Annotated in this window: 13 protein-coding genes; 12 read left to right on the forward strand and 1 reads right to left on the reverse strand. The window is 68.0% G+C overall.

From position 1 onward, the window contains the following. Window positions 1-152 precede the first annotated feature (152 nt). The 11 genes from N4P33_RS03720 (at window position 153) to N4P33_RS03770 (ending at window position 10,287) form a co-directional block, all read left to right on the forward strand. A complete protein-coding gene (locus N4P33_RS03720; protein ID WP_260824699.1) occupies window positions 153-350 on the forward strand; it encodes a hypothetical protein in 198 nt (65 codons plus the stop codon). A 188-nt stretch (window positions 351-538) separates the two neighbouring features. Continuing rightward, complete coding sequence (locus N4P33_RS03725) at window positions 539-1,306, forward strand: phosphotransferase (RefSeq protein WP_260824716.1); 768 nt, start codon at window positions 539-541, stop codon at window positions 1,304-1,306. Window positions 1,307-1,384: 78 nt separating this feature from the next. Continuing rightward, the gene (locus N4P33_RS03730; protein WP_260824701.1) at window positions 1,385-2,635 is read left to right on the forward strand and encodes a methionine adenosyltransferase; all 1,251 of its coding nucleotides are present in this window, start codon (window positions 1,385-1,387) and stop codon (window positions 2,633-2,635) included. After that, window positions 2,635-3,561, forward strand: coding sequence for an aminoglycoside phosphotransferase family protein (locus N4P33_RS03735; RefSeq protein WP_260824702.1), 927 nt, complete (start codon window positions 2,635-2,637; stop codon window positions 3,559-3,561). Before N4P33_RS03730 ends, N4P33_RS03735 begins: the two co-directional genes overlap by 1 nt. Then, window positions 3,558-4,274: a histidine phosphatase family protein gene (locus N4P33_RS03740; protein ID WP_260824703.1), complete on the forward strand. Its 717-nt coding sequence runs from the start codon at window positions 3,558-3,560 to the stop codon at window positions 4,272-4,274. The genes N4P33_RS03735 and N4P33_RS03740 overlap by 4 nt, the downstream gene beginning before the upstream one ends. Then, a complete protein-coding gene (gene serS, locus N4P33_RS03745) occupies window positions 4,267-5,559 on the forward strand; it encodes a serine--tRNA ligase (protein ID WP_260824705.1) in 1,293 nt (430 codons plus the stop codon). Before N4P33_RS03740 ends, serS begins: the two co-directional genes overlap by 8 nt. Further along, window positions 5,559-6,581, forward strand: coding sequence for a glycosyltransferase (locus N4P33_RS03750; RefSeq protein WP_260824706.1), 1,023 nt, complete (start codon window positions 5,559-5,561; stop codon window positions 6,579-6,581). The genes serS and N4P33_RS03750 overlap by 1 nt, the downstream gene beginning before the upstream one ends. Before the next feature lie 29 nt (window positions 6,582-6,610). Next, on the forward strand, window positions 6,611-7,570 hold the full coding sequence (locus N4P33_RS03755) for a hypothetical protein (RefSeq protein WP_260824707.1): 960 nt from the start codon (window positions 6,611-6,613) through the stop codon (window positions 7,568-7,570). Window positions 7,571-8,259: 689 nt separating this feature from the next. Further along, complete coding sequence (locus N4P33_RS03760) at window positions 8,260-8,946, forward strand: DUF317 domain-containing protein (protein ID WP_260824708.1); 687 nt, start codon at window positions 8,260-8,262, stop codon at window positions 8,944-8,946. A gap of 239 nt (window positions 8,947-9,185) precedes the next feature. Continuing rightward, on the forward strand, window positions 9,186-9,488 hold the full coding sequence (locus N4P33_RS03765; protein WP_260824709.1) for a hypothetical protein: 303 nt from the start codon (window positions 9,186-9,188) through the stop codon (window positions 9,486-9,488). Window positions 9,489-9,777: 289 nt separating this feature from the next. Further along, complete coding sequence (locus N4P33_RS03770) at window positions 9,778-10,287, forward strand: hypothetical protein (protein WP_260824710.1); 510 nt, start codon at window positions 9,778-9,780, stop codon at window positions 10,285-10,287. Here the strand turns inward: N4P33_RS03770 and N4P33_RS03775 are convergent. After that, window positions 10,271-11,056 carry a hypothetical protein gene (locus N4P33_RS03775; protein ID WP_260824711.1) on the reverse strand — a complete coding sequence of 262 codons (786 nt, stop codon included), beginning with the start codon at window positions 11,054-11,056 and terminating at the stop codon, window positions 10,271-10,273. The genes N4P33_RS03770 and N4P33_RS03775 overlap by 17 nt on opposite strands. 172 nt (window positions 11,057-11,228) lie before the next feature. Between N4P33_RS03775 and N4P33_RS03780 the strand changes: the two genes are divergently transcribed. Next, window positions 11,229-12,893 carry a hypothetical protein gene (locus N4P33_RS03780; RefSeq protein WP_260824712.1) on the forward strand — a complete coding sequence of 555 codons (1,665 nt, stop codon included), beginning with the start codon at window positions 11,229-11,231 and terminating at the stop codon, window positions 12,891-12,893. Window positions 12,894-13,364 lie beyond the last annotated feature (471 nt).

A 13,364-nucleotide genomic window follows, 5' to 3' on the forward strand; every position in this document is an offset into this window, starting at 1 on the left:
ACCAACCGGCCATGAGCTGCTGATGAGCAGCTTCGGCAACAGCTTGTGATACTCCGCACAGCTCCGAGCCGCTGTCATGGTCACACCGACGCGGTCACCGCAGAGTCCGTCTCGGTCTCCAGTGTCCGTACGAGGTCGGAAGGGGCTCCGCGGTGGCTGTCGATGTCGCTGTCCTGCTGCTCCTCGGCATCGTGATCGTCTTCTTGTGCCGAGGAGGTGGGCTCAAGGCGGGTCACGCCTTGGTGTGTGCGGTCTTCGGCCTCTACCTCGCTGGGACCCGCAACGTCGGCCCGTTCGTGAAGGACGTCACGGCTTCGGTCGCGAACCTGCTGTCGGGGCTGAGGCTGTGAGCGCGCCGGCGGATTCGCACTCGTCCGACCGTTGGAATGACTCCCCTGACAGGAGGCGACCTGTGCCCGTGGGCGACGTGACGTTACGGACGGCCGAGCTCCGGTACGGCCCCTTCGGCTGTGCAACCGTCAAGCCGTACTCCAGGACGCAGCGGGCAGCCGACGGCGGTTCTCTGCTGAAGGTCTACGTGGGGATCGACCCCGAGGGCCGGCGGCGCCGGGAAGCAGACACGGTCCGGCGTGCGGCTCACTGGGGTCTGTCAGTACCGGAAGTCCTGGCCACGGGCAGGTGCGACGCCGGATCTTGGTCGGTGTTCCGCGTGCTGCCTGGCGTGCCATGCAGCGTTCGTACGGGCCAGGCGGTCGAGGAGTACGTCGGCCACGTCCTTGGTCTGGCGGAGAGGCTTCACCGGCCTACGCCCGGGCTCACGCCTGGTTCCGGCTGGACCAATGAAGGAGGGCACCCTGCGCTTCAGCACCACTTCCTGCTCAACCAGCTCTCTCCTCGCTGCCGACCACAACCGTGGTGGGCAGACTTGGCCGCGTCACTCCAGCCTCTTCAATCGCATCCCGTCGTCTACCTTCACGGTGACCTCAAGCCCGAGCACCTGTTGGTCGATGACCACCGGCTGAGCGTCGTTGACTGGGAGGCCAGTGCCCGCGGGCCTGCCGTCGTCGACTACGCCGACGTAGTGTTCCACCTCGTACGCGACCTGCTCTACGCGGGCGTGAAGCCCAGCCTTGTCCCGATCGATCTCATCACCCGGCTGCCGTTCTGCGGTCCTGTTCTGGCCTGGCGCCTGCTGCTCTGGCTTGATCGCCGTCGCCCTCAGGACATCGACCTCATCGCGGCCCGCGATGTCGACCGGCTTGCCGCCGAGGACCAGGCCGCAGCCGCGTACGCGTCGCTGGCTCGGGCTGTCTCGGCCCTGCGTGCCGCCGGCGTCCCGCGCTGACTCCTCGCTCACTGATCGACCAGGCGCGTCGACGCCTGCGCTCATCCACCTTTCGTCCACGCCAAACGGGAGTTCGTGATGCCTCGTACCAGCACGATCATCGGCAACAGTAACCTTGTCATCGACACGGCCATGGCCAGACCGGACGCGACGACCATCGTCGAACGGAAGGGCCTCGGTCACCCGGACACCCTGGCCGACCACCTCGCCGAGCGGCTTTCCCGCGCCTACAGCCACCACACTGTCGAGCGCTTTGGTGCCGTGCTGCACCACAATTTCGACAAGCTCGCTCTCCTCGGCGGCGCGAGCGAGGTCCGGTACGGCGCCGGCCGGATGACCTCCGCGGTCAGGGTGCTCGTCAATGGCCGTGCCGCGCCCATGTGCGGCGGGGAGCGGATTCCCGTCGAGGAGATCGTGGAGGCCGAGGTGCGGGCGTTCTTCGCCGAGCGGCTCCCCGAGGTCTCGGACCATCTCGATATCGTCTTCAACATCACCAGCAATTCGAGCCCGGGTGCCGTTCTCACCGGCGACGAGGTGCCCGACCGGACACGTTGGTTCAATCCGCGGTCGATCGAGGACCTGCGTGAGCGGCGGGTGCGGCTGTCCAACGACACCTCGTTGGGGACGGGCTGGGCGCCGGAGAACACCTTCGAGTCGTTCGTCCGCGACCTGGTGAACCACTTCTCCGGGGACAGCGAGTTCACCCGTACACACGCTTGGTGCGGGTCGGACGTCAAGCTCATGGGCTACTGGGATGGTGAGCAGGCTGACGTCGTGCTCTGCGTCCCGCAGAAGTCGCGGTTCGTCGCCAGCCGGGCCGAGTACGTGCGGAACGCGGAGAGCGTGCTCGCCGAGTGCCACAGGCTCGCGGGCCTCCGGCTCGCCGGTGCGGAGGCGCGATTCCGACTCAATGCGCGCGACGTACCCGAGAAGGACGAGCTGTACCTGACCTACACCGGCAGCTCGATCGAGTCCGGCGACGAAGGAGTCGTCGGCCGCGGCAACCGTGTCAACGGGCTCATCCCGCCGCTGCGGCCGATGAACCTGGAGGGCGCCAACGGCAAGAATCCCGTGTATCACGTGGGCAAGCTCTACAACATCGCCGCGCGACGGCTCGCCGAGCGGCTGCACGAGGCGACCGGGGAGTACGCCGAGGTCCACCTGGTGAGTGCTACCGGGCAGCGGCTCGACCAGCCGTGGCGCGTCCTGGCCCGCCTGTCGTCTCCGGACGCCGAGGTGGACAAGGTGCAGGCGCTGGTGGAGGAGGCACTGGGAGAGTTCCCCGCCCTCACCGACGAGCTGGTCTCCGACGGGATCGTGCTGAGCTGATGGTGAAGCGGACGCTTGGAGAGGTCTCCCCGGAGTGTCGGCGGCGCCTGATCACCCACTATGGCACCGAGGTCTCCGGGTGGCTCGATGCTGTGCCGGCTCTGCTGGATCAGGCGGCGGAGCGCTGGAAGCTCACGCTCGGCGGGTACCACGACGCCGGACACGCCTCCGTGATCGCCACGGCCGACACGCTCGACGGGCGTCCGCTGCTCCTCAAGGCATGGGCCGACCCCGCACGGTTCCACAACGAGGTGACCGCCCTGCGCCTGTGGGCGGGCGGACCCACGGCGGACGTTGTCGAGGTGGCGGACGACCTCGCCGTGGCGGCCCTGGAGATGGTCAATGGCCAGCCGGGCGGCGGCGAGCGGCCATCACGGGAGCTGCAAACGGTGGCCGCCGCCCTTGAGGGCCTCCACACTTTCGGCCGTCTCCGTCGCCGACAGCGTGAAATGCCGCTCCTGGCCACATACCTGCACCAGGAGATTCGCCCCCGGATCTGGCGCAGATTGGAGTCGGTCGTTCTTGGCCCGTGGCGCGACCTCGCCAACGCGATGCTCCCCGAACTCATGATCTTGGAGGAGGACGACGGCCGCGCGACGGTCCTGCACGCGGACCTCTACCGCGAAAACGTGCTGTTCGACTGGCTGGGGCACCCGCGGTTCATCGATCCTCTTCCGATGGTCGGAGACGCCGTCTTCGACTGGGCCTTCTGGACCGTGTACTACGACCTTGGGCACGGCACGGACACTCGCCTGGCCACAGCCGCCCGGATCGCGCGCATCCCCGTCCCCGTGCTCGCACCGTGGTGCCGAGCCCTGGCACTGGACGGTCTCCTCTACTACCTCGAAACCGCCGATCCACGCGTGCCACGGATGGCCGACGTCCTCGCGTGGCTGTCGGCGCCAACCCCAGGGACCCGACCATGACGACTTACGTCCTCCGCCACGGGCCGACCGACTTCAGCCGGCGCTATCTCGTCAACGGCGACCCGGCCAAACCCATCCACCTGAACGAGGACGGCCGACAGGCGTTGACCAGGGGATGGAGCACCTTGCCCCTCCACAGCGTGAGAACGTGGGTGGCCAGCGAATTCCCCCGCACCCAGCAGACCGCGAACCTGTTTATGGGGGTTCCCGGACCGGAACTGATCATCGATGCGCGGCTGAACGAACTCGACTACGGGGACTTCGAAGGGGGCCCGTTCCTCGAATACGCCGCATGGCTCGACGGACACAGCGCCGACGAGCGACCGCCCGGCAGTGCCGAATCGCAGAGCGAGGGCATCCGCAGGATGCTCACGGGGGTCCACGCATCCCTGGACCACCCCGGCCCCCGCGTCCTCGTGGCCCACGGCCTACTGCTCTCCGTACTCCTGTGGCACAGCGCCCGGACTCCTGGGCAGGTTATGCCCCTGTTCTTCCCTGAGTCGCCGTACGTCGAGCCCATCGCCATCCCTGACGAGGAGCTGCCGAAATTCATCGGGACCCTGATGAACGATCTTGAAGTCGGCGCAGAGCGCCTTGCCGCCGATACCGGCGACAGTGGGATATTCCGGAACGGGAACAACTCGGCGGTTGCTACCGTCGATTCCGCATCCCCATCCCACTCGCAAGATCAGAAGGATCTTCCTCATGCATGATGCCCGCGCCCTGATCGACATGGGTGCCGAAGCGGTTCGTCGGCTCGCTCGTCGCGGTTACACCCTGGACCTGTCCGAGTTGGAGTCCCTCTACTCTCGGCGCAACCAGAACATCCGCTCGGCCGATGAGATGCGGGCGGAGTCCAAGCGAGTGGCGAGCGAGGTCCAGCAGACGGCCAGGCAGGGCGGCGACATCACCAAGCTCAAGGAGCGCGCCCGCGAGCTGAAGGACCAGATCCGTGAGATCGAGGCCGGACAGGAGCAGATCGAGGCCCAGCTCCGCGACCTGCTCCTCAGCATCCCGAACCTGCCGGACGACTCGGCCCCCGACGGCGATTCCGAGGAGTTCGCCGTGGAGATCCGGCGCGTCGGAACGCCCCCGGCGTTCCCGTTCGAGCCGAAGGACCACGTCGACCTCGGCGAGGCCACCGGCATCCTCGACTTCGGCAGGGCCACGAAGCTGTCCGGCCCGCGTTTCGCGGTCTCCCGCGGGGCTGGTGCCGCCATGGAACGCGCCCTGGCCACGCTCTTCCTCGACCTCCACACCCGTCGACACGGCTACGTCGAGTACGCGGTCCCCTACCTGGTCAGCCGCAAGACCATGACCGGCACCGGCCAGCTCCCGAAGTTCGAGGAAGACCTGTTCAAGACCGGCGTCGCCGACCGCGAGCTGTTCCTCATCCCGACGGCCGAGGTCCCGCTGACCAACCTCTACGCCGACGAGATCATCCCCCCGGCCGAGCTGCCGCTCGCACTCACCGCGCACACCCCGTGCTTCCGGTCCGAGGCCGGCTCGTACGGCCGCGACACCCGCGGCCTGATCCGCCAGCATCAGTTCGCCAAGGTCGAGATCGTCCGCATCGTCGACCCCGCGGACGCCGACGCCGAGCTGGAGAAAATGATCGGACACGCAGAGGCGTGCCTGAAGGAACTCGGCCTCGCCTACCGCGTCATCAAGCTGGCCGCCGGCGACACGGGCTTCTCCGCCCAGCTCACCTACGACATCGAAGTCTGGATCCCGAGCCAGAACACGTACCGCGAGATCTCCTCGGTCTCCAACTTCGGCACCTTCCAGGCTCGCCGGGCGAACATCCGGACTCGTGGCGAGGACGGCAAGCCCAAGCTCGTCGCCACCCTCAACGGCTCCGGCCTGCCCATCGGCCGCACCCTGGCCGCTCTCCTTGAACAGTGCCAGCAGCAGGACGGTTCCATCCTCCTGCCCGAATCCCTCGTCCCGTACCTCGGCTTCCGCCGGATCTCGGCGGACGGAACACCGGAGGCATAGTGCTCGTCGGCGTCTGCGACTTCCCTGGTAGCTACGCCTTTCCACCCGCCGGCTACGGCGGAATCGAACGATGGCTGTGGGCGGTCGCCACAGGCGCCCGAGCCGCAGGCGCCGACGTACACCTCCTTGGGCCGGGCTGGCTCACGGACCTGGAAGAAGACTGGGTCCGCAAGCCGGTCCGCCTGGAGGACGTCACCCCCGGAACGCTCGCCGAGCGCGAGCTACGCGACAGCGGGTACGACCTCCTGGTCGTGGGCCACGAGTACCCGTCGCTTCCGGCTTGGACCCGTACGTGGCGCGAGCTGGACTGCGACGTCGCCACGTTCCAGCACTCGCCGGTCTTCCAACACACCGCCACGGCCTTCGATGGCCAGCGGTCGCGGCTCTACTGCTACTCGCCCGAGATGATCGAGCGGTACGTCGACCACCGGCCGATCCCCGAACTCGCCGTTCACCTGGGCCTCCGCGAGGAGGAGCCTCCCGCCATCGCTGGTACCGACCTCGTCTGGCTCGGCCGGGTCGACGAGGACAAGGCCCCGCACATCGCGGTGCGGGCGGCGCAGATCCTTGGCCGTCGCATCCGGATCGTCGGTCCCGTCTTCGACGAGGAGTACGTACGCCGGCACGAGCGGCTCCTCATGGCCGACCACGTGAAGTGGATCGGGGAACTCGGCGGCTCTGACAAGACCGCCGCGATCGCCGAAGCGTCCGTCTTCGTCTACACGTACGCCCGTGCGTACGTGGAAGCCGGGGCTGCCGTCTTCGGTGAATCCCTCCGCGCCGGCACTCCAATGGCCGCTCTGACCTGGCGGGTTGGGACATGCGCCCAGGCCGCCCTGTGTGACGAGACGGGCGCGATCGCCGTCGTCGACCCGCGGGAAGACGATGAGACGGCGGCACGGAGGCTCGCCGACGCAATCGTGCAGGCGGAAGGTCTCGACCACCGCAGGGTCCAAGACATCGGGATGCGGCGCTTCGACCCGGCGCGCCACTTCAAGGCGATGGCAACGCGGCCGTGCTGACCCGCGCGAAAAGCACGGCCGGAGACATCTTGGCCAAGCAGATACCGGTCGCTATGCGCACCGCGTTAGGCCCTCATTGGGAGTTCACGGGCGACGACCATCACATCGAGGTCCGCCACCCGAACCGCGGTACCCCCTACAGGCCACCACGCAAACCACCCTCTTGGAGGGACTTACTCGACTCCCTGGAGACCGGCTTCGCCCGGGCTGGGGTCGCACGTGATGCCTGCCTTCCCCTCCGTTGGGGGCGGGAGACCGAACTGACCATCTCCGCCATCCAAGCACTCGACCCACTCCTCAAGGACGGCCAACTCCGCACGTACCGAAGCGGGTTCCTTCCCCAGCCAGTCGTCCGCTTCACAGGCGAGCGCGATGCCACCGGCCACTTGAAGGACGGATTCCTGACCTCCTTCGTCAACGTTTCCCGGGTCCAACCCATAGGTGGCCTGGACGAGTACGGCGCCGTCCTTGACGGCTGGCTGACGGTCCTCTCCCAACTCGGCTTCCACGCAAGGCACCTGAGCATCAACGGCAAGCTGGCCTCGTGGCGGCGGCGACAGGTCGAGGGAATCACGCTGCGCTTCCGCCATCTGGACCGCACCCTCGGCGACATCGTCCTTCTGTGGAACACCGAACGCCCAGACCGCTTGGCCGTAGACCTCGGCAGCGGCCTGGAACGCCTGGCCTGGGCCCGCACCCAAGAGCCCTGGCACCAACTGATCTACGGCAGTTTTTCTGGAGCTGCGCCACCGACCACACTGGATGCCATCCGAACCGGCACGCTCCTCCTCGGGCACGGGATCACCCCAGCCGCCCGAGGAGCGGGAGGAATCACCCGGCGGGTCATAGGCACCATCGACCGAGACGCCGCACGCCTTGGCGTCGGGGCCCTGGTACGGCACATGTACGGTTACTGGTCGATCTTCGGCGTCCTGCGCGCACCGTGGCCAGAGATCGCTCGGGCCATCGATGAAGAGATGCGCCTGTAGCCGGTGTCAGTTCTCCTCGCTGACAAGTGATCTTGACCAGTTGTCCGAGGACTCTGCTCACGGCGCGGCTCCGGTCGTCAGGGACGCGGCCCGAACAGAATCTGCGCGAGACGCTGCCGTACCTCTGGTCGAGCGAGTGCGTTGCCGGTACTGAAGAACGTGATGTCGCCCGAGTCACTGATGAGCTGCGGTGCGAAGTATTCAAGCCCAGGATGCTTCTGCATCACAGGGCACGTCGGTTCGTGTGGCAGGCGGTGGCCTCCCCGCCCAGCGCACGAAGTGCAGCGGCCAGTGGCGTCTCGCCGACGCCCGTCTTCAGGCAGCGGCGTCACCCACCCTTCGCCTCTGCAGTCCTGACAGACGCGGTCCTTCGCGGGGCAGGTACAAGCTTCAGTGGTTTCGGCGACCTGTGACTTCATTAGGGGACGGTAGCCAACGCGCATGGCCGACAGTGGCAGACCCGGAAAAACGGAAACACGGCGATCAAACGCACCTGGTAAACGGTCAAGATCACTCGTGGACGGACAAGTTCGCCGGGGGCAGACAGGAAAGACCCTCGAAGGGCTGGTGCACGTGCGGCAAGCCATGTCAACGTACAACGCCCTGTTGGACACCACCCCCTTCGCCCGGAGGCGCCCCTGCACCCGCACCACCCCAGCGAACCCTCCCATCTTGACTCGCCTGACCCCGTGTACTGGGTCACCCCGCGTCACTTGGCCGGCGATGACGACGCGCTCGCCGAGCGGATCGGCGACTCCCTGGCCGACCTCGGCTGGTGCATGTGGCCCACCGCCCGCCACACCCTGCTGTACGTGAGCCCGGATGGGCTGCGGTGCACCGAATGGGTCCTCGCGGCCTACCCGTTCGAGCTGGGCGGACTACCAGTGGCCTGGCAACTGAGCGCCCGCTCGCATGCCGCCTCTGTCATGACCGCGTGGAACGCGTATTTCACCGCCGGCGTTCCGCACGAGGCGCTCGCCGACCTCTTGGTGGCGATCGACAGCCATAAGACGCCCGACGTTGGCTTCGCGGGGCCCGAGGCCGTCCTCAACGCGCTCTGTGCCCGTGACTGGGTCGGCGATTTGGATCGTCCTCGCACCACCGCGGTGGACCCCGGGTTCTCCTGCAGTGTGTCCCTGGAGATGCTGCCGTCGCTCATCGAGGACGCCGACCCGCGTCCTGACCTGGTGGGCTGGCAGGCGTGGGCGGACCCTGTTCCCGGCGCACCGTACCTGTGGTGCGCCAGCTTCAGCGCCAGCCTCCCCCACGACCTGGTCGCCGCGTTCGCCTCCTCGCTCGCCTCGCCGGTCCCGGTGCCCCGCCGCACTGTGCCTGAGAGCGCCGAGGGCCGACTCACCGTCGTCCGCCGCAGCTGACGACCCCTGCCCCTCAGAGCCGCTGGTGTGCGGCTCGTCGCCAGTCTCCCTGAGCAGAAGCACGTTTCCCCTGCCCGCCGGATTACAGAGAGGAAGAGATCTTGTTCTTTCGACGCGCTCGTGAGGACCGCGCATTCTGCGAGGCCCAGCGTGCGGGCTTCGCGCTTCTCCTGCAGCTACAGGCGACGCAGCCGTGGCCCGACTTCTCCGAGACGCCCGCTCCGGCTGCGGAGGCAGCGATGGCTCCCGACTTCCTGCCCCCGGACTTGCGGGTGCCGTCCCGGCAGGAGGTGGCCGGCGTTATGATGCGCTGGCTGCAGCCGCTCGTCATCGACGGTGACGTCCGTACGTGCCCAGAGTGCGGCGCGTACCGGGACTGGATCATCTTCTGCCGGCGCGACGACTCGATATGGCTGCGCTGCCGGGCCGGCCACGAGACGAAGGAGCCCGGCCTGGATGCGGTCTGGTTCAACCGCCACTCCGGTCCCGTCGACCGGTTCCACCTCACCCTCGAAGAGGGCCTGCGCCACCTCGGCCACTGAACCCCCCGAAACGATCCCCTTCGTACTGCCCGGCACCCGGAGACCGGCCTGGTCAACCTGTCCGCTCCGCAGACCACCAAGGGGTTCGCATGCACCTTCGCACCACGACCGTCCTCAACCTCAGCGCCCTCGCCGTCCTTGCCCTGACGGGCTGTTCGACCGGCAGCGCTGATCCCATCGCCCCGGCACCCTCGACAACCGTCTCAGTACGTCCGGACAACGAGAGCGCCCCGGCGTCCGCTCCACTTTCCTCGGCGCACTGGCCAAGCGACTTCTCGACGAGAACGACTTGGACGAGGGTTACACCCGCGCGCCGCAGCGTCCCGCACAGCACGACGACGTAACCGTGATCGGCTGTCCGGCGCTGGAGAGGCTCGGCAGCGAGGCCGCTGTAGGCGGCGGCTTCGACCTCCCGCACAAGGCGAAGGCGTCCTTCACCTACGCAGGCGGCAGCGACTCTGAAGTGGCTGAGGAGTTGTACAGCGACACCGAGGGCAAGCTCTCCCGGAGCGTGGGCCGGATCTTCGAAACGATGACCTCCTGCCCCATCTACCAGATCCTCACCAGCAGTACGGCCCTTTCCACGGTCACGACTCAGAAGGTGCTCACCGCCCGGCTGGGCGACGAGCAGTGGAGCCAGCTGCTGACCTTTGCTACTGGCGGGCGTAGCAGCATCGTCAAGCAGACGGCCGTCCGTATCGGGACCGTGGTCGTCGTGATTTCCGGTAGCCCTGGCCTTGTTGATGCCAACGTGCGCAGGGCGGTCGCCAAGGCTGCGGTGGTCAGGTCCACGAGGTGATGAGGCGAGATCGGCAGGTCGGGCAGGCGTGGGCGGCTCCGGTCCCGTAGCGGCGCATCGGCTGGCCGCAACCAGGGCAGGAGCCGATCTCCCACACGGGGCACCCGTACTGTTCGGCTGCCTCCTGGCGTTCCACGCCGCTGATGGGCCGTCCCGATGCCTGGCTGGGGATGTGCGGTGGCAGCTGGGCGAAGGTTCTCAGGCCGCGGTCGTCGGCCCTGCCCCGAGCGGGGCGAGGGTCGTTGCGCACGGTGTTTTCCTCGCCGAAGCGACACTTCGTGTCCAACTCCTCCTCATGGAAGGCGAGTTTTTCATCGGGTGGTACTTCCTCGCGGACGGGGGCTGATTCGTGGCCGACGATGCTGCGCCAACGCTCGCGGTCCTGGACGGGGACCCACATGCGGGATGCTTGCCGGGGATCTGAGGGCAGAGGGACTTGGAGCGGAACGAAGGAACCATCGACGCTGGCCACTACGAGTTCGTCCACCTCGGTGTGGCGCTTCATCGGCAGGCACAGGGCGGGGACTTCCCAGATGGTGTGGAATCCGCCGCAGCCATACATGCTTGCTGTCTTCTCCGGACACTGACGTTCAGCGCCCGCCGCGCACTTCCACTCTTGCAGGTGACGGACGCCACCGCGGACCAGCATCCGCGACCGTGACGCGATCTCCTGCCATGGCAGGTCGTCCACCATCGCCCAGGGAGCCCTGTTGATCAGGGCGGCCTGGTCACTGTCGGTGACCCACAGCGGAGTGATGCCTGCCTCCACGGCGATCTGGGAGCGCCTGCTGTCGTGTGCGCGGGTGATCCATCAATTCCCTTGGGCTGCCGCCCGGGAGTGGAACGCTGGCCCCGGGCCGTTGTCAGTGGCCACCCGTACTCTCGCCTTGGGGCTATGACGGTTCTGAGCCGGAGGCATGATGGTCAGGGATTCACGCCGTGTGCAGACAGCGGTGCTCGACAACGCCGACTCCGAAGATCCGGTCGAACTTCCCACCGACGCGGTCGACCTCGAGCTGTTTCGCCGGGGCCACGTGGGCCGCACCTTCTGGTGCGGGGTGTGGCTGGGCGGCTGCGGAGGCCGGCTGACGACCAGGCTCTGCACGGACAAGATCTGCCACTTCGCGCATGTTCCGGACCCCGATGCCCCCGACTCCCCGTGTCGCAGGACAAGTTCGAGGTCCTTCGGATCGGGCAGCGCCGACCACCTCTACGTCAAGGCCGCCGTGGCTGACTGGATGGCCCGTCACGGCCTCAGCGGCGACACCCGCATCCTGCGCGACCCGGCCGGAGAGGTCAGGCTGGGCGCCCAGATCACCGCAGAGCCCAGCGGACACAAGCCCCTGCGCTTCATCCTCGACCCCTCCGCGCTGCTGGTGCCCGGCGAGTTCGACGCCGGCACAGTGTTCGGCCCGGACATCGAGCCGGACCCGCGCCTTCTGCGCGAGCAGGGCTACGTGCACCGGGTGCGCTGTGTCTCCGAAGGAGCACACCGCAAAGTGCAGTTCGGCACCCAGAGCAGCGACGGCGCGGTCGACTGGTACGACTTCACCGCAGACAACGTGCACCTTGCACCCGAGGGGCTGTCCACTCGGGCAGCCACGGAGATCCGGCGCCGGCGCAGCCACACCGTGCCGATCGGTGCGCACGCACGCGACTTCACCGCGAAGACCCCCGCCGCGTCCGCATCAACGCTGGCCACTGCCGTACCGGACACGCCTGAGGACCGCACCGAACTGGTGAAAGCGCTGCGCGAGGCCCTGGCCGGCCGCGCAAGCGTGACGCCACTGCAACGCTGCCTGGACCGGCTCGAAGCAGCCACCCGGCAGGGAGCTACCGCCCAGGAGAACGAACTCATCCGACAGGCCTCCGACGTGCTGCTGCGTGTGCGCCGCGGCGTCGGCGCTGCCGCACCTACCCGGCCACAGCGCAAGAAGCCGGCCCGCCCGCTCCCCGCACCTGCCGCTGCCGCAGCGCCTGCCGGGAAGACAAGCACCCGCCCGGCGAAGAACGCGCGCCAGGAGCGGCAGGCCCGTCGCGCGGCGGTCCGCCAGGCGCGGAACATCCTGCAGCGCCTCACCCAGCCCGTGCCTCTCTCCGACGCCGAAATGCAGCAGATGGGACGGGACCTCGCCACGGCGCTGAAGACCGCCGGGGACAAGCTCCTGCCCAGCGAACGCCGCAAGGCACAAGCCTGGATCGACCACCCGACCCAGCCGGAACCCGCCCGTACGCCCTTCGAGCGCCACGCCCTGGCCCCGGACCACCTGCGCTCCGCCGCCACCGCCGTTCGCGGGGCACTGAAGAAGGCCGCCCGTGAGCAGACCACCACCAGCTGGAGCAGGCTGCAACGTCAGCTCGGCTCGGCACTGCCCCGCATGACCGCTGCCGAACGCATCACCGTCCTCACCCTCGTCGACCAGCAGACGCCGAAAGACCAGCCTCCGCTGTCGAGCCTGGTCGCCGCAGGTGATCCCGGCATGGCGGCGTCCTACCGCGAGGTCGCTGCCGCACTGGGACTGGACGTTCCTGCAGACGACGACGGACTGCGTGACGTCCTGGAAGCCGACGTGCAGCAGGTCCACCACCACTGGCGCCACCAGTAAGCGCGCGGCCGCCATGCGGCCATCACTAGCGCACCGGAGCGGTCTCGAACTGCTGGGCCCGGGGAACGAGGCGGGGGGGATCACCACAGAGGCGCGGATGCCGTGCCCGGATAGCGGCCGCCGTCGTAAGCCACCCAGACGGCAGGCGGGGGCGGCGGGCCGGACGAAATGCACCACGTCGCGGACGAACATGTCGTCCCAGTGGGCCGGGGCTGAGGCCACCAGCGCGGGCCCATCCCCTTCCTCGTGGTGACACCCGACGTCATGGGGCCCCAGCAGCGAGGGGACACCAACCACCGGCAAGACAAGCCGCTGCGGCAGGTCCGTGCGCCCGCGCCCGCCTAACGAGTTGGTGCGTGATAGTGGGTGAGGCGTCGTGCCTGGCCGGTGGCATGATCCGTCTGTGGCGATCATGGTCAATCGAACGGTGCTGGCACATCGGCTGCTCACGGGGGTCTCGCGGCGGCATCT

Origin of the sequence: Streptomyces sp. 15-116A, assembly GCF_025290915.1 — a bacterium.
Taxonomy (GTDB): Bacteria; Actinomycetota; Actinomycetes; order Streptomycetales; family Streptomycetaceae; genus Streptomyces.